Here is a 20290-nt window from a genome sequence, read left to right on the forward strand (position 1 = left end):
TTTATTTTATATAAATAATTTAAAAAACTCCTTATTAGGAGCTATTTTATTAATGGAGCCACATGCCGGAATCGAACCGGCATCTACTGCATGGCAAGCAGTCATAATAGCCGTTATACGAATGCGGCGCCTATATACCTTATTAAAAGTACATAAATAATATACATGAATAAAGCATATGTGTCAATAATTAATTCATCAAATTTGTTCCATCATCAAAGTATCAGCAATGCATTGAATAAGTTCTGTAATTGTTTCAGCCTGACTCTTTTTGCCATTAATAAGATTATTCATATCTTGTTTAGAAATAGTCATTTCAATTGCCTGAAGATATTTTGTAATCATTTCTTTCTTTTCCTGATTATTGAAAACAGTCATTTCATATTTATTACTAAATCTTCTTAACAACGCTTCATCAATCCTGTCAATTCTATTTGTTGCTGCTAAAACAATTGTCTCATTAGGCAAATGATCAAATTCCTGCATAAGAGTAATTGTTGTTCTAGACATTTCCTTATCTGCCGATGCACTTGTAGATATATCTCTTCTTGTACTTATTGCATCTATTTCATCAAGCATAAAAATACATGGTGTACTAATCGCAAATTTAAAAGCTTTTGAAATATTCTTTGCAGTTGATCCTAAAAGCGAATCAACAATATTAGAAAAATTAAGATAAGCAAAAGGCAGATTAGTTTTATAAGCCAAATATCTGCCAAACATTGTTTTTCCGGTTCCGGGTACTCCATACATAAGTGTTGAATTGATATAACGTATATCTTTTAAAGCCAACTTTTCAGTAACACCCTGCATTTTAATAATCTGATCAAATATCTTTTTTTCTCTCTGTGACAAGTAATATCTATCTTCATGAAATGTTTCGCTAACATCTTCTACAGTTAATAATCCCTGTATCTCTGAAGGAAGATCATACATTGATGTTTCCTCATTTAATAACCTTGAGCACATTTCTACAAACCATTGATCATCTAAATTTTCTACCTCTCCAAGACATTTTAAAGCTGCCTGTCGTGAACTGCGTATATTCTTCTTGCTTACTTCTCTGATAAGCTCTTTTTGATTTTCTGTAAGTCTCATTTTATCTCCTAAAGATAAGAATCATTAGATTTCTAATACTTCCTGTTTGATGACTATATCAAACTTTTCTTTAACTTTATTAATAATTTCTTCTCTGGCTTTCTTTAAATCTCCATATCCTGAAGCATCAACATTAGTAAGAATAAGAGCATTCTTATCATGAACACGCATGCCATAGAGATAAGTTCCTTTTAATCCTGCTTTTTCAATAAGCCATCCTGTTGATATCTTATATTCATTATTACTTTTAAAGCCTTTTAGTTCAGGATAAACTTTTTTTAATTCAAAATACTTTTCTTCAGATATGACAGCATTCTTAAAAAATGAGCCTGAATTAGGAATTACATTAACATCAGGCAATTTGTTAATTCTAATATCTACAACTATATTTCTAATAATTTCAGGTGTGTACTCATTAACATTCTGATCATCTAAAACCTGCTGAACTTGTTTGTAAAATGGAGGTTTTGGAAAACCCTTATATAATCTCAGTACAGCATTTATAATAATATATCTGCCCTTCTCACGTCCTCTAAAAATAGAATGCCGATAAGTAAAATGACAATCCTCTTTATAAAGTGTTTTAAAGCAATGGTCTTTTAAATCATAAACTTCCATATATTCAAACACATCAGCAATTTCCTGACCATAAGCACCACTATTCTGTACCAATGCCCCGCCCAGTGTACCGGGAATATGACTCATTGCCTCAATACCTGTATATCCGCTTTGGACAGAAGAAAGAATAATATCATCCAGCACTTCTCCACTCCCATAACAGATACTAATAGATTCATCATCCTCTTTAAGAATAGATGACCCTGTCATTCTATTCACGACAACAAGCCCTGCAAAGCCTTTATCACTCGCTAGTGTATTCGATCCTCCACCAAGTATAAATATTCTTAAATGATTTTTATCAGCAAAAGTCAAAGCTTCTAATAATTCTTCTTTATTTTTTATTTCAGCTAAATACTGACTTATGCCGCCAATACGCATAGTCAGATAATTCTTTAATTCTACATTATTTCTTATTTCCATATTCTGATGATAACATCTTTCTTTAAACTTACAATCTATTTGCTTTTATTTTATCGATCTTCCAGCTTAATATAATTATGAATATTCCCAACATATTTTGTTGCCGGACGAATGATTCTGTCAGCATAAAGCTTTGTTTCAATATTATGAGAAACCCACCCTACTGTTCTTCCTATCACAAATAATAAAGTGTATAAATCTTCCGGAATACCCAGCATGTCATAAACCAGACCGCTATAAAAATCTACATTCGGGCAGACATTAATACCTTTTCTCTCCTCGATTTCAGCGACAGCTTCTTTTGCGAATAACCGATAAAACTGATACTCCTTATATCTATTTTTCTCTAAAGCAAGTTTCTTACATTTTTCTCCTAGTATTTCAGCTCTTGGATCAGAGAGAGTATAAACAGCATGACCAATACCATAAATAAGTCCTGAGTGATCATTAAAATCTTTATCAAGAATACGTCTAACCAGATTTCTTATTTCTTTATCAGAAGCTTCTAAGCTAATCTCTTGAATAGCTGCTTTCATCTGCTTACAGACAGCTAAATTAGCACCTCCATGTTTCGGTCCCTTAAGTGATCCAATCGAACCGGCAACACTTGAATAAAGATCTGTTCCGGTAGAACTAATCACAACACTGGTAAAGGTAGAGTTATTACCTCCTCCATGATCCGCATGCAACACTAGTGCTGTATCTAATATTTCTGCCTCGGTAGAAGTAAACTGTCCATCCGGTCTCAATAAATGAAGAATCTGCTGAGCAATAGACAATGATGGATCAAGATGATGAATGACTAAGCTGCTTTCATCATAATGATATGTCTTTGTAGCATATGTATAACAGACAATCACAGGTATCTTGGCAATTAAGTGAATTCCCTTTTCCAAAGTATCATGAATATCAATACTGTCAGGATTATCCTGATCATAATTATAAAGCATTAATACTTCCTGCTGAAGCTTATTCATTAAATTAGAAGCAGGAAATCCCAGAATAGAACGCTCCAGAAAATGAGCAGGCAGCTCATACCTCTTTATGATTGTCTCTTTAAATTCTTCTAATTCTTTTTTATCAGGAAGATAACCAAATAAAATAAGAAAACAAACTTCTTCAAATAAACAATGATTTCCTTTATTATGTTCTAAAATATCCCTTATTTCATATCCCCGATAATAAAGCCGTCCATAATCATCTATTTTCTTATGATTTTCCATCCTATATCCAACCACATCACTGATTCTGGTCAAGCCAATCAATACCCCTGTTCCATCCTCATTACGAAGTCCTTTTTTTACTGAATACTTATTATAAAGCTGATTCTCTATATTTGTCTGATTGAGTGCTTTCTGAAAACTTCTCTCAATAATATCTGCCATAAGATTCTCCTGTATAATTATTTGTTATGATAACACAAAAGCAAAAAAATGTATAGAGAATATCGTTTAATCATAAATAGTCAACTGATAAATATAAAAAGAAGAAATATATTGTTATATTTCTTCTACTTTATTAAACCATATTTTAAGCAAGCTTTTTGGATACCGTTTTGAATAGGCGTATCAGTAATATAATCCGCTTTATTCAAAAGTTCAGGATAGCCATTGCTCATTGCAATTTTAGTCCATTCATCTTTGAACATAACAAGATCATTTTCTCCATCACCAAAAACAAAAACATCTTCATCCTTGCCTTGTGCCAACCCAATCATCTCTTTAATTCCCTGATCTTTTGCATCATGTTGATAAGTAAGATATTTATCTACAAAATGAATATGCCCTAAGGTATCCTTTAATGTAAGATTCTCTATCCTTTCTGTATAAGCAATATAAATTTTATAAATATCGCTGATATCTTCAAAATCTAAATCTTTCTGATAAAAATAACGAGTCGGTTCCTGTCTAAATCCGACCTGCCTTATAAAACGTTCATCCTTCATAATAACATCTATACTATCATTAGGAGATATAAGTATTCCTAGTCCTAATAAATCTGCTTCCTTAAGAAGCTGAATAGCTTTCTCTTTATCTAGAGGACTGTTTTTTATAACCTTATTATGATAGACCAGACATGCTCCACCATTAGCCACTACATGATCAATATGAGCCATCTGAGCAATTTTCTTCGTTTTATAGTAAGCTCTTCCAGTCGCAATAGACACAAAATGCCCTGCTTCTTTCAGTTTTTCTATTGTCTCTACAGCACTAGATACCAATTTTCCAGTCTTTAAATCAGTTAATGTACCATCAATATCAAAAAATATATATTTTCTATTCATAATATCCTCGCTTTATCTCAATACGATTTAATATCTTTGAATAAGCCATAACAATTATTATTGAAATAGCTGATATGATTATAAGATGAAAAAGATTTAAAGTAAAGAGACCTGATACATCCAAATAACGAGGAAATAAAAGAATTAAACTAAAGCTTAAAACAAAGTCTACAACAAGTATAAATAAAGATAATTTCGTGAATGGATGAGAGACCTTATATACCACAAAATAACTAATAAGATTGGTCACTAGAAAACTTAGCGCAATATATTGATTATTTTCTAATAAATGGTGTTTTCTAAGAACCAAAAGAATTAGAATCTGTGTTACTACAGACAAAGCACAAGGCAAAGCAGTCTGTAAAACATGCTTCAAGAAACCATCTCGACTGACTTTTACATTTTTTTGTAAAGTGATAAAAAATGACGGTATTCCTATTGCAAAGCTGCTAATCAAAGTCAGCTGTACCGGTGTATATGGATAAAGAGCTCCCAGCAATCCGAAAATCAGGCTTAAAACAGCTGAATAGATAGTTTTTGTTAAGTATAATGAACTGACTTTTTCAATATTACCTATAATTGTACGTCCCTCTCTAACAATATCTTTCATGCCTGAAAATTGTGAATCAACTAATACAATAGCCGCTGCCTGTTTGGCAGCATCTGCTCCATTTGCCATTGCAATACCACAGTCTGACTGTTTAATAGCCAGTACATCATTAATGCCATCTCCAACCATAGCAACAACATGCTTTTTCTGCAATGATTCAATAATATACTTTTTCTGTTCCGGTTTTACACGTCCAAAAACATGAATATTTTCAATCTCTTCAGAAAAACTATCTAAATCATCAGAAAGCTCCATAGCATTCACATATTGATGAGCATTCTTGATACCTGCCTTGATACATATTCTTGAAACTGTCACGGGATTGTCACCTGATAAAACACGAATAGAGACATTCTCTTTAGCAAAAAAGCGAAAAGTCTCAACCGCATCTTCCCTTAATACATCTTCAATAATTATCAAGGCACAGCATATTAAACAATTCTCTGCATCATATTCTCCTAAAAGAAGTACACGATACCCCTCATCAGCATAATAATGTGTTTTTTCTTTTATTTCCTGATCATCAGTTATAAATTCAGGTGCTCCTAAGATAAACTGCCCTTCCTTAAAATTAACCCGATGACTTTTTCGTTCACTGGAAAAAGGTATTTCATCTATAAAACTATATTCACTATTCTTCTTAAAATAATCTTTTAAGGCTTTCTGAGTAGCATTTTCATCATCATTTACATAAACAAAAGATCCCATTATTTTATCAATGTCATCTTTAGTATAGTTTCCTAAAGTAACAACATCTATAACTTTTAAATCCCCTGTTGTGATTGTTCCTGTCTTATCAAGACATAATTCATCAATTCTTGCGAGTGACTCAATAGCTTCCATCTGCTGAACAAGAGCTTTCTTTTTAGCCAATCTTTCAACTCCCAATACAAAAGAAATAGAAGTCAAGAGAACAAGTCCTTCCGGAATCATACCAATCACACCGGCTACTGTCTTAATGACAGCAACTGATAAATTATCATTAACATAATATTGAGCTCTAAATAGTAAAAGACCTATCGGTATAATTATAATACTTAATATCTTAATAATCTTCTCTATTGTATTTTTCATTTCTGAAGTAATACGATTACCTTTTTTAGCCTCTAAAACAATATGAGATGAATAATTGTCTTTTCCTGTCCTAATCACTTGAACAATTGCACTTCCGCTTATAACATAGCTGCCGGCTAATACTTCATCTCCTCTATCTTTGATAACTGCATCAGCTTCTCCGGTTAAAAGTGATTCATTAACTTCTAAATGATGACTCTCCAATACAGATGAATCAGCCGGTATCTGATTACCGGCTTCTAAATAAACAATATCATCAAGTACAAGTTCATCAGTATTTAATAGTTCCTGTTTTTCTCTTAATACTTTAATATGAGACTGAGTAACTATTGAAAGCTTATCAATAATTTTTTTAACTTTAAATTCCTGATAGATACCAATAAAAGTATTAGTAAAAATCACTCCTAAAAAAGCCATATTTTTATACTGACCTGTTAAAAAGATAATAATAGCTAAAAAAAGATTAAGAAAGTTAAAATAAGTTAATACATGTTCACGAATAATCTGTTTTTTAGATTTAGAAATATTATCGTCAAGAAAATTAGTCTGTCCCGCTTTCTTTCTCTCCATGACTTCCTGCCGAGTCAATCCTTTAATCATAATGAATACCTCACAAATAAATAATATATACATAAATAATGAACTCTATTTGAACATCAGTACTATTAAAATAGTACCATATAATGAATAATAAAAAAAACCTCAAACGAGGCTTTAATTATAACTGGCGCAGGTTGAGGGATTCGAACCCCCGCAGGACTTTCATCCTCTGTCGGTTTTCAAGACCGATCCCTTCAGCCGGACTTGGGTAAACCTGCATCAATTAATGGTGGTCTCAGCCGGAATCGAACCAGCGACACGAGGATTTTCAGTCCTCTGCTCTACCGACTGAGCTATGAGACCAATATATGGCGGTCTGGACGGGGCTCGAACCCGCGACCTCCGCCGTGACAGGGCGGCATTCTAAACCAGCTGAACTACCAGACCATATTTGGTTGCGGGAGAAGGATTTGAACCAACGACCTTCGGGTTATGAGCCCGACGAGCTACCAGACTGCTCCATCCCGCGATGTTTTTTGGTGGACCCTGCAGGACTCGAACCTGCGACCAATCGGTTATGAGCCGATAGCTCTGACCAACTGAGCTAAGGGTCCTTTACAGAGAAACACCTTTAATTGTTTAATGGTAGCGGGAAAGGGATTCGAACCCCCGACACTCCGGGTATGAACCGAATGCTCTAGCCAACTGAGCTATCCCGCCATTATCTGTTTAATTGGTGGAGCTTAGCGGGATCGAACCGCTGACCTCCTGCGTGCAAAGCAGGCGCTCTCCCAGCTGAGCTAAAGCCCCTTAAATGGTCGGGAAGACAGGATTCGAACCTGCGACCCCCTGGTCCCAAACCAGGTGCACTACCAAGCTGTGCTACTTCCCGTTATTACACAATTGAGTGGCGCGCTAGACAGGAGTCGAACCCGTAACCTCTTGATCCGTAGTCAAGCACTCTATCCAATTGAGCTACTAGCGCATATATCAATCAGTGCTTTTCTATATTAGCATTCTATTGATTGATTTACAAGCTTTTTTTAACTTTTCTGACTTTATCCTTTAGAAAATGGTGCCTCGGGCCGGAGTCGAACCGGCACGGAGTTTGAAGTCCGCAGGATTTTAAGTCCTGTGCGTCTACCAATTTCGCCACCGAGGCAAAATGATGGAGGTTCCAACCGGACTCGAACCGATGCTCGAAGAGTTGCAGTCTTCTGCCTTACCAACTTGGCTATGGAACCATCAATAAACTGCTTAATCAATATACACTAGAATATATTAAAATGCAATACCTTTTACAAAAAAAGTAAGCAGAAAAGGACTTCATAGGTGCTCTCTTCTATGACTTGATTCCCTAAACCTGTCCTTTAAGATCTCCTCATCATTTTCACTAATTGCTTTTTCCATGATATCAAGTTGATTCTTAAAGTTTTTAATACTACTAAGAAGATATTTCTTATTATTCAAAAACAGTTCGGTCCATAAATCTTCATTAATATTCGCAATTCTTGTTAAATCTCTAAAAGAATCTCCAATATATTTTCCGGTATTATACTTTTGCGTATCGCTATTCATTAAAGCAACCGCTAAAATATGAGGGAGCTGAGAAGTATAAGAAATTATTTCATCATGATCATAAGGACTCATGATTTTTGTTGAATGAAAGCCTAATTGAGATGCCAAATACTGCATTTTCTTTATACTTTCTGATTTATTTTTCTGATGCTCAATAATAATAAAATTAGCGTCTTTAAAGACTTCTTTACTGGCATATGCATATCCTTTTTTTTCTCTTCCTGCCATTGGATGAACACTAATATATTCTACATTGTCAGGAAGCAGTTGCAATACTTCATTTAAAAAGTAAGATTTTATACCTACAGCATCACTTATAATGCTGCCTGCTTTAAAATGATTCTTTTTTATAAAGTCGATTACTAATGAAGGATACAGACAGATTATAGTTAAATCTGTTTCGGGAATAATTTGAACACCATCAGTAAAGCCATCTATAATACATCCCTCTTCTTTTGCCTGTTCTAAAGTATCTACATCACTATCAATGCCATAAACTTCAAATCCTTTTCCTTTTAGTGCCTTAACAAAGCTGCCCCCTATAACACCTAAACCAACAACAGTAACTTTCATTTTTTCTTCCTCTTTTTAAATTAATTTATTGAAGAAAGGATTTCACTCTGTGAAATCCTAACCCCTTTTTTCCTGTAACATTTTCAATTTAAAATCAATCAGTTTTTCTGAAAGATCTACATAATAGCTATGTGGATATTCCAGTCTAAAGATTTCATCCCACATCAGTCTTTCCTGTTGAATTACTCTTTGTCTGATCTGTTCTAATGAGTAATTTGGATAAACACATTTTCCTTTATCAAACACTAACTGCTGTAACTCAAAGAATTCATAGCTGCCGGCCGGTAACGTTTTATTCTTCCACTTATCAAGCTGTGAATAAATCACCAAATCGTTATTGGCATCAATGACTTCATCTGCAAATGTTATATAATCAGCAATAGCCTTATTTGTTTCCTTTTCAATTAATCGATAAACCTTCTTATATCCCGGATTAGTAATTTTTTCCCTGTTTTCAGAAATTTTTATTCTTGGTTCAATATGTCCTTCTTTATTTTCCACTGCTGCCAGCTTATAAACACCGCCAAATACCGGAGAAGACTTTGAAGTAATCATATTTTCCCCTACACCAAAAGAATCAATACATGCTCCCTGTTCTAAAACTGAACGAATAAGATATTCATCTAAAGAATTTGATACGGAAATCTTAGCATCATGAAAACCGGCAACGTCAAGCATAGCTCTTGCTTTCTTAGTAAGATAAGCAATATCTCCTGAGTCAATACGAATACCTGCCAATCGCTTTCCCATTGGCAACAGAACTTCTTCAGCAGTTCTAATTGCATTAGGAACACCGCTTTTCAATGTATCATAAGTATCTACCAATAATATACAAGAATCAGGATATACCTCGGCATATGCTTTAAAAGCTTCATATTCATTTTCAAAAGACTGAACAAAAGAGTGAGCCATTGTACCCAAAACCGGAATGTTAAACATCTTTCCTGCCATCACTGTTGCTGTTCCACAAGCTCCTCCAATATAAGCAGCTCTAGCTCCATAATTAGCCCCATCATATCCCTGAGCTCTTCTAGCACCAAATTCCATAACTGCTCTTCCTTTGGCTTCCTGAACAACACGTCTTGTCTTAGTAGCAATTAGAGACTGATGATTAATAGAAACTAGCAGGAATGTTTCAATCAGCTGTACTTCAATAATCTTTCCCTTTACTGTTACAATTGGTTCATAAGGAAAAACCGGTGTTCCTTCCGGAATAGCCCAGATAGTTCCGGTAAACTGAAACTTTCTTAAATAGTCAAAAAAATCTTCATCAAACTTATTTAAGCTTCTTAAATACTCTATATCTCCTTCACTAAAATGCATATTTTCTATAGACTCTATTACCTGTTGTAACCCGGCAGCAAGCACTGTTCCGCCATTATCAGGATTCTTTCTATAGAACATATCAAAATAAACTATTTCCTCCTGTCTTTTTTTCTTGAAATAGCTATATGCCATTGTAAGTTCATAAAAATCCATTATTAATGTAATATTTCTTTCACTATTCACGTTCATTTTTTATCACGCTCCTAAATTGTATACATTTTACTCTAATATGTCAGGAAAATAAAGTAAACATACGAATTTCTTATAAATATCTTTAATTTTCTATTAAAATTGAGTTATAATGTCTCAGGTGATAATTATGGAAGATTATTTAGAATGTGAAAAATATCATGTTTTTCTTTTACTAATATTTGTAGCGGGATTTTATGGAGCCTATACTTTGACAGTTCGCGGTCATGTCTTTTCTAATGCACAGACTGCTAATTTGGTATTATTTGGTATTGCGATAGCTGATAATAATTTTTCAAAAGCTGCTTCAATTTTTTCCAGTATGACTGCTTATTTTATAGGAACAATGCTTTCTGAGCATCTTGCCTGGCTGTTTCATAAAATTCATTTTCTAAGATGGGATACATTGCTTATAGGTATAGATATTATTATTATAACTATATTAGGCTTATTGCCTAGTTATACATCTGATATTATCTATACATCTAGTATCGGTTTTATGTGTGCAATGCAGTTTAATACTTTTAGACAATCAGAAGGTATTCCCATGTCCACTACTTTTGTAACAAATCATGTTAGACAAACAGGAAGCTATTTTGTCAGATGGCTAAGAAAACGAGAAGAAAAAACATATTTAATAAGATTTCTTAAACATTTGGGTATGATTATTACTTTTATTACAGGTGTAATTGTTTCCACAATACTTGGTCATTTATTTAAAAGTTCAGCTATCTTATTCGCAAATATTATACTAATTATACTATTCATTGACTTATTAAGAGCAGATTTGATTAAAGAAAAAGATCGCCATTATCAGATTCCCCAAGGACACTAAAAAACAAAGTACCTCAATACTTTGTTTTTTAGTCTTTTTCTTTTGTCTTAGCCATCTTTAATAAAGCATCTTTCGCTGACTGCTGTTCAGCTTTTTTCTTGCTTGTTCCCTTTCCTGTTCCAAGAACCATACCATCCAGAGTTACATTAATTGTAAACTCCGGTGCATTAGCCGGTCCAGTTTCAGCAATAAGCTTATATGTTACACTGCGTCTATCATCAGCCTGAATAAGCTCCTGCAGCTTAGTTTTATAGTCTATAATCTCTTCAGAATGAAATACATCATCTACATGCTTAAAGATTGTTTTATGAAGTATTTTAATAACTTCTTTTTTCCCGCAGTCAAGATAAAGTGCACCTACAAATGACTCAAAAATATCACAAAGAACACTGTCACGATCTCTGCCCCCGCTCTTTTCCTCACCAACACCTAAATAAATCAGTTCTTCCAGTCTCAATTCTCTGGCAAATTTAGCAAGCGATTCTTCTCTAACTAATTTAGATCTTAAGGTTGTCAATTCTCCTTCCGGATAATCAGGATAAGATTTAAAAAGATATTCAGAAACAAACAGCTGTAAAACAGCATCTCCCATAAATTCTAATCTTTCATAATCTTCCAATTTGTTCTGTGCTTCATTTGCATAAGAAGAATGCGTAAAAGCCTGTTTATAATATTTTAAGCTATGAAAAGGTATATTTTCTTTGATTAGATAATCAAGAATTTTCATTTTTCATTCCTTCTTTCATTTTTTCAACAACATTTTCTTTAACCATTGTATAGGTCAATTCCATTGCTGATAAAAAAGCAACAGCATCACTGCCTCCATGAGCCTTTACAATAGCTTTATCAAATCCCATCATTAAAGCACCGCCAACAGATTTATAATCAAAACGGTCTTTAAGAGAGTACAAATTCTTTTTAGCAAGTAATGCTCCTATTTTCCCTTTAAAATCAGACATTAAGCTTTCTTTCATTAATTTCATTAAAATAATAGCTGTTCCTTCCATAGATTTTAAAGCAATATTACCGCTAAATCCATCCGTCACAATAACATCAACTTCTCCCATCAAAAGATCTCTACCTTCAATATTCCCAATAAAATGAATATTCTTGTTGGCTGATAAAAGACGATAAGCTTCTGTATGTACTTCATCGCCTTTATGATCTTCTGTACCAATATTTAATAGAGCAACAGTAGGATGTTCTATATGATTAATAGCAGATGCATAAACTGATCCCATAATTGCAAAAGATTCTAGCTGTGATGCCGTATTAGAAGCATTGGCTCCGACATCTAAAAGACATGTTCCTTTTCCATTAACAGTAGGAAGCTGAGCCATTAAACATGATTTCTCTACATTTTCTAAACGATGTCCAAAAAGCATTGCAGCAGTATAATAAGCCCCTGTAGAGCCGCATGATACAACTCCATCCGCTCTGTTGTCACTGGAAAGCATTAAAGCTTTTACTAATGAAGACTCTTTCTTTCTTCTAACTCCCAAAACACTATCAGTCATTGCAACAACATCTCTTGCATCTATTATTTCAACATTAGAATAATTGTTTAATAGTGTTAACTCCTCCTGTTTTCCAGTAACCAACAGCTTAACATTCGGATGCTTTTCAACAAATTTCAGACAAGCATCAACAACAATTCGACTTCCTAAATCGCCACTCATGGCATCAATTGCTAATTTCATATTCTCACCCCATTTGAGCATTATAGCATAGTTAATCTATATATTCATTACCGCTTTTTATATTTTCAATAATTTTTTCAATATACTGTTTATATTCATCATATTTATAATAATCTTCAATAATCTTAATTGCATCATTTCTAGCAGTTTCCAGTATTTTATAATCTTTTACAAGGTCACCCAGTACAAAAGAAGGCATACCGCTTTGCTTATCACCTAAGACTTCTCCCGGACCTCTTAAAGATAAATCATATTCTGATATTTCAAAACCATCACTATGTGATTCTAAAAATCTTAAGCGTTCAATTGTTTCTTCTTTCTTACTGGTACTTAAAAGAAAACATCTTCCTTGAATGGCTCCTCTGCCAACACGACCTCTTAACTGATGAATCTGACTTAATCCGAATCTATCTGCGTCATAAATAATCATCATATTTGCATTTTTAACATCTATTCCCACTTCAATCACAGTCGTAGATACAAGTATCTGTATTCTATTAGAAGAAAAATCATCCATTACCTTATTCTTTTCTTCATCTTTTAAATGACCATGAAGCAGTCCAATTTGATATTGTCCTTTAAAATATTTGCTCATTGCCTGATAAACCTGTTCTGCACTTTTTAAAGACTGATCTTCATTTTCTTCAATCATTGGACAAATCACATATACCTGTCCCAATGAAGCAAGATAATCCTTAAGTTCCTTTAAAAAAGGTTTAACCGATTTTCCAAAATAATAAACCGTCTTTGTTTCCAGTCTGCCTGTCGGCTTCGTTTTGATTGTAGAAACATCCATATCACCAAACAAAGTTAAAGCTAAAGTACGAGGAATAGGCGTAGCAGACATAACCATAAAATCACTATTCTTTCCTTTATCCTTTAAAGCTTTTCGCTGCTCAACGCCAAAACGATGCTGCTCATCAGTAATAACTAAACCCAACTTATGATAATTAACTTTCTCCTGAAACAAAGCATGAGTACCTATTATAACATCTACTTCATGATTTTCCAGACACTTATATATATTCTCCTTTTCCTTTAAACTAAGAGTCCCTGTTAAAAGAGCTAATTTGATATCAGTATTTCTAAAATAATGACTAAGTGTCTTATAATGCTGTACTGCCAGTACTTCAGTTGGCGCCATTAAGGCTCCCTGATACCCGGCTAAATAATTTGCATATAAAGCAATACTGCTAACAACTGTCTTACCGCTGCCAACATCACCTTGCAAAAAACGATACATAATAATCGGCTTCGCAAGATCTTTTAAGATATCTTTAACAGCCTGCTGCTGATCATCAGTCAAATGAAAAGGCAGGGAAGATAAATAATCATTTATATCATTTATAGAAAATCTTTTTGATAGACCTATTTCTTGTTCTCTTTGTATTTTTATATACTGCATTGTTAGCTGAAATTTAAGAAATTCTTCATATTTAAACATTTTCATTGCTTTTACAAGAGACTCTTTTGATGAAGGAAAATGAATTTCTTTTAAAGCTTTTAATTTACTTTGAAAATGATATTTCTGTTTATAATCTTCCGGTATAAAATCATCTATTTCACTGATAAGATCAAATGCTTTTTTAACATAATTAGAAAATACTTTATTAGTTAATCCTTCTTTAAGTGAATAAACAGGATGAAGACCTCTTTGCTGATCAAGAGTCTTTGTAACAATCTGACTAGCAGTAATTCTATTGCCTTCTTTTTTTCCTATAATTGTCACTCTTCTATCCATAAGAAGATACTGTATCAAAAAATGACGATTAAAAATAGTAACCTGATAAACTTTTCCTCTAATGCTTATCGGAACAATTAAGCGAGACATCCTGCCATAATAAGCATTCTTAGCAGAACCGCAGACTATTCCTTCTACACAAATAGGTCCATCACCTTCTATCCATTCTTCTTCTATTTCTTCATATCGATAGGGCAAATGTAAAATCAGATCAGTTAGCGTATGAATATGACTTTCATTAAGCAGTAATATTCTATTGTTTGAGCTGGTAATTTTCTTTAGTTCATTCATAATTGTATTTTATCATATTTCTTAATCAATGAAAACACGGCTTCATTGACATCAAGCTATTAAAATATTAAGATAATAAAGTTAAGAAAGAGAGGAAGATTATGACTTATTTTGATTTTGCAGCTAATCCTCCTGTAAATCAGGATGTTCTAGATACTTTTTATCATATTACAAAAAAATATTATGCTAATCCTAATTCTTTTCATAAATTGGGAAGAGAAGTCAATCAGCTAATTGAACAATCAACAAATCATATTAAAGAGATTTTAAAAACTGATAAAGAAGTTATCTATACTTCCGGTGCAACTGAAGCGAATAATCTTGCTGTTAAGGGATTACTGGAAAGATACAGAAATAAAGGAAGACATGTTTTAATCAGTCCTTTTGAACATAATTCTATAACTGCTTCATTAACATCTATTAAAAATATAGAGATAGAAATTCTTCCACTTGATCATAATGGACAAATTGACTTAAATAGTCTTTCTTCAAAACTAAGAGAAGATACTATTCTTGTTAGTGTGACAACTGCTGATTCAGAATTAGCCATTCTTCAACCAATTAAGGAGATTGCTAAACTTTTAAAAAACACCAATACTTATTTTCATACAGATGCTTCTCAATCTATTGGAAAAGTCTTTATTGATTATAGTGATACTGATTTGGTAACCTTAACTCCACATAAATTTTATGGAATGAATGGTACAGGTGCCCTGCTAAAAAAGAAAGACATCGGCTTACATTCATTAATTGATGGCGGACGTTCAACGACTATATTTAGAAGCGGCACACCGGTAGCAGCTAATATTATTGCTTTTGATAAGGCTTTGACCATTGCATTAGAAAAGCAAGAAGAAAGATACTATAAGGTATTAGCTTATCATGATGAATTGTATGATTTTCTTTCTCATTATACTCATGTGCATATAAATTCAACAAAGACTTCCTTACCCCATATTATCAATTTTTCTTTACCTTCTATCAAAGCAGATATATTAGCTCAACTATTTGAAAGTAAAGATATCTATCTTTCAGCAAAAACATCCTGCTGCCCGGCTCATACACCAAGCAAGCCTGTTTATGCCTTAACTCATAACAGACAATATGCTTCCTCTTCTATTCGCTTAAGTATCTCGCATCTCAATACTAAAGAAGATATTGAAATTTTTAAAAATGCCTTTGATCAAATTTATAAGGAGAATTTTGATGATTAAACAAAAAGAAGTAGAAAGAAGTATTATTAAAACTTATCGTAAGGAAATATGGCATAATTTCATTAAATCTTTAAAAGATTATCAACTGATTAATGAAGGAGATCGTATTATGGTATGTATTAGCGGAGGAAAAGATTCTTTTCTATTGGCTAAATGTATTCAGGAGCTTCAAAGACATGGAAAGATTCATTTTGAAGCTCATTATGTTTGTATGGATCCGGGATATAATCAATATAATCGTGACTATATTGAAGATAATGCTGATGACTTAGGTATTCCTTTAGAAATTTTTGAAACAAATATATTTAATGCTGTCAGTTCCGGAGATTTTAAAAATCCCTGTTATTTCTGTGCCAGAATGCGCAGAGGATACTTATATAAACAGGCTCAAAGCTTAGCCTGTAATAAAATTGCTTTAGGTCATCATTTTGATGATGTCATTGAAACAACATTACTATCTATGTTCTACGGCAGTGAAATAAAAACTATGATGCCTAAGCTTCACAGTGAAAACTATAAAGGTATTGAATTAATTAGACCTCTCTATCAGGTAAAAGAAGAAGCTATTATCAGATGGCGAGATGCCAATAATCTGACATTTATTAACTGTGCCTGTCGCTTTACAGAAGGATGTTCTTTAATTAATGATGGAACAAGTAAAAGAAAAGTTATCAAAGAATTCATTAAAACAATGCGTAAAGATAATCCTCATATTGATCATAATATATTTGTATCCATGCATAATGTCAATTTAGACTGTGTTATTAAATATAAACTACATAATAAAGAAATGAGTTTTTTAGACGATTACGAAAAAGATATGCCCCCTATCAAGTAGACAGGGAGCATATTAAAAATAATCGTCTTTTCTTTGTTTTTAATATCTAATAAAATAAAGAAAAGGCTGTGCAAACATAGGAAGAATATTTTTAGCAGTTACTTGTTAAAAAGCCATACTAATACAGCTAAATCTTTTTACATTACTCAATTGAATTTAAGCTCATTGCTAATACTATTAGTCAGCTTTAAAAAGACTATCTTAAATTTAAGATTCATTAGGTTTTGGTCTTCTTGTTGATTCTAATGATTATTAAAATCTTAATACTGTTAATGCTACTATAATAGTAAAAAAACAGACAGTTATGTTTTTCTTATTCATATAACTAATAATTCTCGTTTTGTTTTAGAGAATTCTATCTAAAAAGAGAAGATGAAATAAATCTTGTCTTCACAAAATCTTCCAAAGTTCATTTCTTTTAATCCTTTCATTCTCTTATAAGAAAAATCAGTGATTAATTCTGATATGTCAGAATATCTTTCAGATGTTGAAATATAAATATAATCAAAATATTTTTTAACTTCTAATGCCTGTCTTATTCCTAAGGCATTAATGGAGTTGTACTCTTCTTAACTTATTAAAAAGTATTTCACCATGTCTGATCATATAAATAGTTTTTTTATAATCAATCTGATAGTCTACAAGTTATACTTTTCTTTCCACAAATAATTATATCACTTTCTAATAAATAATAAAAAGCCTTTAACTTAAATAAGAAATCAGATAATGCTGAATAACATTCATTAACCCTGCTAATATCATAATCAGAATAGGATCAATTTCCATTTTAAGAAGCAGAAATACACATATACTAAAAATAATAACCATTTGGATTTTTAAATTACTTAATAAAACAATACCTGATTCACCAAAAAAAGCTGTTATCAGAATAGAAACACCTGCCGTAGAAATAAGAGCAACAACAGCTGGCCTTAGCATTTTTAATACATTCTGAAGAAGATCCATTTTACGATATTTAAGATACAAATAACTGATCATACTTACTATGATAATGGAAGGCAGAATACATCCCAAGGTGGCGACCAGTGCACCGGGAATGCCTGCGACTTTTATGCCTACAAATGTTGCTGAATTGATAGCAATTGGACCGGGAGTCATTTGTGAGATAGAAATCAGATCAGTAAATTCAGATAAGGACAGCCATCTATGATAATCGACAACCTGTGACTGAATAATGGGCATAGAGGCATAGCCTCCGCCAAAACTTAAAATACCTACCTGAAGAAAGCTTAAGAACAGTTTTACATAAATCATTTTTGCTCCTTTCTTTCCTTTAATGAATAAACTATCCCTATTAAAATACATGAAATAATAACAATCATCACATTAATCTTAAAAAAGTAACTAGCTATAAAGGATCCTATCATGACAACTATATAAATAGGTGATTTTTCTTTTAATATGCCGGACCCCAATTCAAAGCATACTGAAGCAATAACTGCCCCTACTCCTGCCTGCATCCCTTCTAACATCAAAGATATAATAATATTGCTTTTTAATATCTGATAAACAAATGAAATAAGTGAAATGATAAGAAAAGGCGGTATGATTGTCCCTAAAGATGCAATAAAAACTCCAGGCAATCCGGCAATCTTATATCCTACAACTATTGCCCCATTAACAGCAATCGCTCCGGGAGCACTTTGAGCTATTGCCACTAAATCAAGCATTTCATCTTCTTCAATCCAGTGAAGCCCGCTGACAAACTTCTTTCTCATTAGTGTTACAATGACATATCCTCCGCCAAATGTAAAGGCACTTAAATAGAACGTGGATATAAACAATGTGATTAGCTTTTTCTTCATTTTATCGCTTCTTTCTTTAAAATTATCTTATGTCTGTTCCCATTGGAACAAAGTCTCCTGTTTCCATATAATATTGTAACAATCTTTCTTTTAATTGAATAATTATTTCCTTATATTCAGGATTATTAATTTCATTTTTAAGTTCTAGCGGATCTTTTTCTAAATCATATAGTTCATCTTGCTCATATAATCTCATAGTATACTTAATATTACCCATACGAATCATACATGCTTTTGTATGCTCCGGTCCTTCACTGGATTGTGTAGAAAGACGAGGCCAATAAACAGACTCCCTTCCATGACCGCCTTCCATAGCCTGAGTTTCTCCATGAATTCTTCCACCTTCACAAAATACTGCATCACGGTGTTCATCATCACCTGCAACAACGTGCAACATTGATTGACCAAATTGTGTATATGACAATTTTATTCCACACATATCAGCAATAGTAGCCGGAATATCCAGAAGCTGTCCCAGTGCTTTTGTTTTCCTTGGCTTACAAGGAATATTTTTGGCCGGCTTAATAAGCAATGGTACATTACTAACAGGATTTTCAAAACAGTTCTGAACTTTTTCTACAATATTATAATCCCCTGTATAATCACCATGATCAGACCATGCAATAATATTTGTGTCATCATAAAATCCTGTTTCTTTTAGTTTATTTACTACTATACCAAACTGATAATCTAAACGAGAAACCATAGCTAAATAAGTTGCCCTTAATTCTGTAAAGCGTTCATCACTCCAAGTTTGCAACTGCTGTTTAGACTCAATTCCATAAAGCATACTGGCACGATCTTTGAGTGTAGCAATATTAGGTCGTCTTTGAGTTATCTTACTTCTATCAATCATAGAATACCATGGCTCTTCACATCCATAAGGAGGATGCGGAAAAAGAAGTGTACAATAAATAAAGAAAGGTTTTCCTTGTGGTTCTTTACTTTTACGATCTAAATAATCTACAGTGCTTTGAATACAATTCCAATCGATCTCAGAAGATCCCTGATTAGGTATTTTCCCTAGATAAAATGAATAATACGAATCATCTTTCATTTCTGCTTCAGTAACTTTCTTCTTATGAGAAGATGTATGCTTCATAAAAAAGGATTCTTTATCAGAAACTTTATTTTCCAATGAAAAGCCATCATAATACTCATCACAATAAGCCTCTTTAGATCTGTTTCCGGGAATAATATCATTTCTTCCAATCCATATGACTTCATATCCATTATTTTTCATTTCTTTAAGAATATTTGGTTCTTCCTGATTTCTTTGTAAATAATGCATAGTACGATGACCTGTGGTATGTGGATAAAGTCCTGTTAAAAAACTGCATCGTGATGGAACACATACAGGATTCTGACAATATGCATTTTCAAATGAAATACCATTATTTAGGATGTCATCAAGATTGGGTGTAAGAGAAGCTTCATTCCCCATATGATGCATAGAATCAGCTCGCATTTGATCTGCTACAAATAATAATATATTATTTTTTTTACTCATAGATACCTCCTCAAAACACGAG

At 32.9% G+C, this 20290-nt stretch carries 16 protein-coding genes and 12 tRNA genes; 3 read left to right on the forward strand and 25 right to left on the reverse strand.

All coding sequences use genetic code 11. The annotated features are described in order from the left end of the window. Window positions 1-53: 53 nt before the first annotated feature. From HMPREF9943_RS07630 to HMPREF9943_RS07720, 19 genes are all read right to left on the reverse strand, one after another. A tRNA-Gly gene (locus HMPREF9943_RS07630) sits at window positions 54-128 on the reverse strand. Between the two features lie 70 nt (window positions 129-198). Beyond that, window positions 199-1098: an ATP-binding protein gene (locus HMPREF9943_RS09755; RefSeq protein ID WP_004803667.1), complete on the reverse strand. Its 900-nt coding sequence runs from the start codon at window positions 1096-1098 to the stop codon at window positions 199-201. 24 nt (window positions 1099-1122) lie between these two features. Next, window positions 1123-2139, reverse strand: a complete 1017-nt coding sequence (murB, locus tag HMPREF9943_RS07640; RefSeq protein WP_004803668.1) for a UDP-N-acetylmuramate dehydrogenase — start codon at window positions 2137-2139, stop codon at window positions 1123-1125. Between the two features lie 50 nt (window positions 2140-2189). Beyond that, a complete protein-coding gene (locus HMPREF9943_RS07645) occupies window positions 2190-3524 on the reverse strand; it encodes a citrate synthase (protein WP_004803670.1) in 1335 nt (444 codons plus the stop codon). 125 nt (window positions 3525-3649) lie between these two features. Continuing rightward, window positions 3650-4423: an HAD-IIB family hydrolase gene (locus tag HMPREF9943_RS07650; protein ID WP_004803671.1), complete on the reverse strand. Its 774-nt coding sequence runs from the start codon at window positions 4421-4423 to the stop codon at window positions 3650-3652. Next, window positions 4416-6707, reverse strand: coding sequence for an HAD-IC family P-type ATPase (locus tag HMPREF9943_RS07655; protein WP_004803673.1), 2292 nt, complete (start codon window positions 6705-6707; stop codon window positions 4416-4418). Before HMPREF9943_RS07655 ends, HMPREF9943_RS07650 begins: the two co-directional genes overlap by 8 nt. A gap of 125 nt (window positions 6708-6832) precedes the next feature. Next, a tRNA-Ser gene (locus HMPREF9943_RS07660) sits at window positions 6833-6925 on the reverse strand. 9 nt (window positions 6926-6934) lie between these two features. Further along, a tRNA-Phe gene (locus HMPREF9943_RS07665) sits at window positions 6935-7010 on the reverse strand. A 6-nt stretch (window positions 7011-7016) separates the two neighbouring features. Further along, a tRNA-Asp gene (locus HMPREF9943_RS07670) sits at window positions 7017-7094 on the reverse strand. Between the two features lie 5 nt (window positions 7095-7099). Continuing rightward, a tRNA-Met gene (locus tag HMPREF9943_RS07675) sits at window positions 7100-7176 on the reverse strand. Window positions 7177-7184: 8 nt separating this feature from the next. Beyond that, a tRNA-Ile gene (locus tag HMPREF9943_RS07680) sits at window positions 7185-7261 on the reverse strand. Window positions 7262-7290: 29 nt separating this feature from the next. Further along, window positions 7291-7367, reverse strand: a tRNA-Met gene (locus tag HMPREF9943_RS07685). 14 nt (window positions 7368-7381) lie between these two features. Further along, a tRNA-Ala gene (locus HMPREF9943_RS07690) sits at window positions 7382-7457 on the reverse strand. A 5-nt stretch (window positions 7458-7462) separates the two neighbouring features. Beyond that, window positions 7463-7539: transfer RNA gene (locus HMPREF9943_RS07695), tRNA-Pro, on the reverse strand. 16 nt (window positions 7540-7555) lie between these two features. Continuing rightward, window positions 7556-7632: transfer RNA gene (locus HMPREF9943_RS07700), tRNA-Arg, on the reverse strand. 88 nt (window positions 7633-7720) lie between these two features. After that, a tRNA-Leu gene (locus HMPREF9943_RS07705) sits at window positions 7721-7809 on the reverse strand. 7 nt (window positions 7810-7816) lie between these two features. Next, a tRNA-Cys gene (locus HMPREF9943_RS07710) sits at window positions 7817-7891 on the reverse strand. An 82-nt stretch (window positions 7892-7973) separates the two neighbouring features. After that, window positions 7974-8798: a prephenate dehydrogenase gene (locus HMPREF9943_RS07715; protein ID WP_004803675.1), complete on the reverse strand. Its 825-nt coding sequence runs from the start codon at window positions 8796-8798 to the stop codon at window positions 7974-7976. A 57-nt stretch (window positions 8799-8855) separates the two neighbouring features. Continuing rightward, window positions 8856-10313 carry a nicotinate phosphoribosyltransferase gene (locus tag HMPREF9943_RS07720; protein ID WP_004803677.1) on the reverse strand — a complete coding sequence of 486 codons (1458 nt, stop codon included), beginning with the start codon at window positions 10311-10313 and terminating at the stop codon, window positions 8856-8858. Window positions 10314-10443: 130 nt separating this feature from the next. Between HMPREF9943_RS07720 and HMPREF9943_RS07725 the strand changes: the two genes are divergently transcribed. Continuing rightward, complete coding sequence (locus tag HMPREF9943_RS07725) at window positions 10444-11148, forward strand: YoaK family protein (protein WP_004803679.1); 705 nt, start codon at window positions 10444-10446, stop codon at window positions 11146-11148. Window positions 11149-11176: 28 nt separating this feature from the next. Here HMPREF9943_RS07725 and rnc read toward each other — a convergent pair whose 3' ends face one another. The 3 genes from rnc to recG are packed head-to-tail and all read right to left on the reverse strand — an operon-like array spanning window position 11177 to window position 14880. Beyond that, the gene (gene rnc, locus HMPREF9943_RS07730) at window positions 11177-11875 is read right to left on the reverse strand and encodes a ribonuclease III (protein ID WP_004803681.1); all 699 of its coding nucleotides are present in this window, start codon (window positions 11873-11875) and stop codon (window positions 11177-11179) included. Then, the gene (gene plsX / locus HMPREF9943_RS07735; RefSeq protein ID WP_040402799.1) at window positions 11862-12848 is read right to left on the reverse strand and encodes a phosphate acyltransferase PlsX; all 987 of its coding nucleotides are present in this window, start codon (window positions 12846-12848) and stop codon (window positions 11862-11864) included. The genes rnc and plsX overlap by 14 nt, the downstream gene beginning before the upstream one ends. A 31-nt stretch (window positions 12849-12879) precedes the next feature. After that, window positions 12880-14880, reverse strand: coding sequence for an ATP-dependent DNA helicase RecG (gene recG, locus HMPREF9943_RS07740; RefSeq protein WP_004803685.1), 2001 nt, complete (start codon window positions 14878-14880; stop codon window positions 12880-12882). A gap of 101 nt (window positions 14881-14981) precedes the next feature. Between recG and HMPREF9943_RS07745 the strand changes: the two genes are divergently transcribed. Both HMPREF9943_RS07745 and HMPREF9943_RS07750 read left to right on the forward strand, forming a co-directional pair. Next, window positions 14982-16094: a cysteine desulfurase family protein gene (locus tag HMPREF9943_RS07745; RefSeq protein ID WP_004803687.1), complete on the forward strand. Its 1113-nt coding sequence runs from the start codon at window positions 14982-14984 to the stop codon at window positions 16092-16094. Further along, window positions 16087-16932 (forward strand): tRNA 2-thiocytidine(32) synthetase TtcA, encoded by an 846-nt coding sequence (locus HMPREF9943_RS07750; RefSeq protein ID WP_004803689.1) that lies wholly within the window; start codon window positions 16087-16089, stop codon window positions 16930-16932. Before HMPREF9943_RS07745 ends, HMPREF9943_RS07750 begins: the two co-directional genes overlap by 8 nt. Window positions 16933-17634: 702 nt before the next feature. Here the strand turns inward: HMPREF9943_RS07750 and HMPREF9943_RS07755 are convergent. Genes HMPREF9943_RS07755 through HMPREF9943_RS07765 form a run of 3 tightly spaced genes read right to left on the reverse strand, consistent with a single transcriptional unit; the run spans window position 17635 to window position 20268 of the window. Continuing rightward, window positions 17635-18207 (reverse strand): chromate transporter, encoded by a 573-nt coding sequence (locus HMPREF9943_RS07755; RefSeq protein WP_004803691.1) that lies wholly within the window; start codon window positions 18205-18207, stop codon window positions 17635-17637. Continuing rightward, window positions 18204-18758, reverse strand: a complete 555-nt coding sequence (locus HMPREF9943_RS07760; protein ID WP_004803693.1) for a chromate transporter — start codon at window positions 18756-18758, stop codon at window positions 18204-18206. The genes HMPREF9943_RS07755 and HMPREF9943_RS07760 overlap by 4 nt, the downstream gene beginning before the upstream one ends. 22 nt (window positions 18759-18780) lie before the next feature. Next, window positions 18781-20268, reverse strand: coding sequence for a sulfatase family protein (locus HMPREF9943_RS07765; RefSeq protein WP_004803695.1), 1488 nt, complete (start codon window positions 20266-20268; stop codon window positions 18781-18783). Window positions 20269-20290: the final 22 nt, after the last annotated feature.

It is taken from the genome of Eggerthia catenaformis OT 569 = DSM 20559 (genome assembly GCF_000340375.1).
Classification (GTDB): domain Bacteria; phylum Bacillota_I; class Bacilli_A; order Erysipelotrichales; family Coprobacillaceae; genus Eggerthia; species Eggerthia catenaformis.

Bases quoted from the DNA above. Each gene is read 5' to 3' on its own strand.
- HMPREF9943_RS07650 (WP_004803671.1), bottom strand. From the start codon at position 4,423: ATGAATAGAAAATATATATTTTTTGATATTGATGGTACATTAACTGAT.
- HMPREF9943_RS07750 (WP_004803689.1), top strand. From the start codon at position 16,087: ATGATTAAACAAAAAGAAGTAGAAAGAAGTATTATTAAAACTTATCGT.
- HMPREF9943_RS07765 (WP_004803695.1), bottom strand. From the start codon at position 20,268: ATGAGTAAAAAAAATAATATATTATTATTTGTAGCAGATCAAATGCGA.
- rnc (WP_004803681.1), bottom strand. From the start codon at position 11,875: ATGAAAATTCTTGATTATCTAATCAAAGAAAATATACCTTTTCATAGC.
- HMPREF9943_RS07715 (WP_004803675.1), bottom strand. From the start codon at position 8,798: ATGAAAGTTACTGTTGTTGGTTTAGGTGTTATAGGGGGCAGCTTTGTT.
- HMPREF9943_RS07725 (WP_004803679.1), top strand. From the start codon at position 10,444: ATGGAAGATTATTTAGAATGTGAAAAATATCATGTTTTTCTTTTACTA.
- murB (WP_004803668.1), bottom strand. From the start codon at position 2,139: ATGGAAATAAGAAATAATGTAGAATTAAAGAATTATCTGACTATGCGT.
- HMPREF9943_RS07745 (WP_004803687.1), top strand. From the start codon at position 14,982: ATGACTTATTTTGATTTTGCAGCTAATCCTCCTGTAAATCAGGATGTT.
- HMPREF9943_RS07655 (WP_004803673.1), bottom strand. From the start codon at position 6,707: ATGATTAAAGGATTGACTCGGCAGGAAGTCATGGAGAGAAAGAAAGCG.
- recG (WP_004803685.1), bottom strand. From the start codon at position 14,880: ATGAATGAACTAAAGAAAATTACCAGCTCAAACAATAGAATATTACTG.
- HMPREF9943_RS07755 (WP_004803691.1), bottom strand. From the start codon at position 18,207: ATGATTTATGTAAAACTGTTCTTAAGCTTTCTTCAGGTAGGTATTTTA.
- HMPREF9943_RS09755 (WP_004803667.1), bottom strand. From the start codon at position 1,098: ATGAGACTTACAGAAAATCAAAAAGAGCTTATCAGAGAAGTAAGCAAG.
- HMPREF9943_RS07760 (WP_004803693.1), bottom strand. From the start codon at position 18,758: ATGAAGAAAAAGCTAATCACATTGTTTATATCCACGTTCTATTTAAGT.
- HMPREF9943_RS07720 (WP_004803677.1), bottom strand. From the start codon at position 10,313: ATGAACGTGAATAGTGAAAGAAATATTACATTAATAATGGATTTTTAT.
- plsX (WP_040402799.1), bottom strand. From the start codon at position 12,848: ATGAAATTAGCAATTGATGCCATGAGTGGCGATTTAGGAAGTCGAATT.
- HMPREF9943_RS07645 (WP_004803670.1), bottom strand. From the start codon at position 3,524: ATGGCAGATATTATTGAGAGAAGTTTTCAGAAAGCACTCAATCAGACA.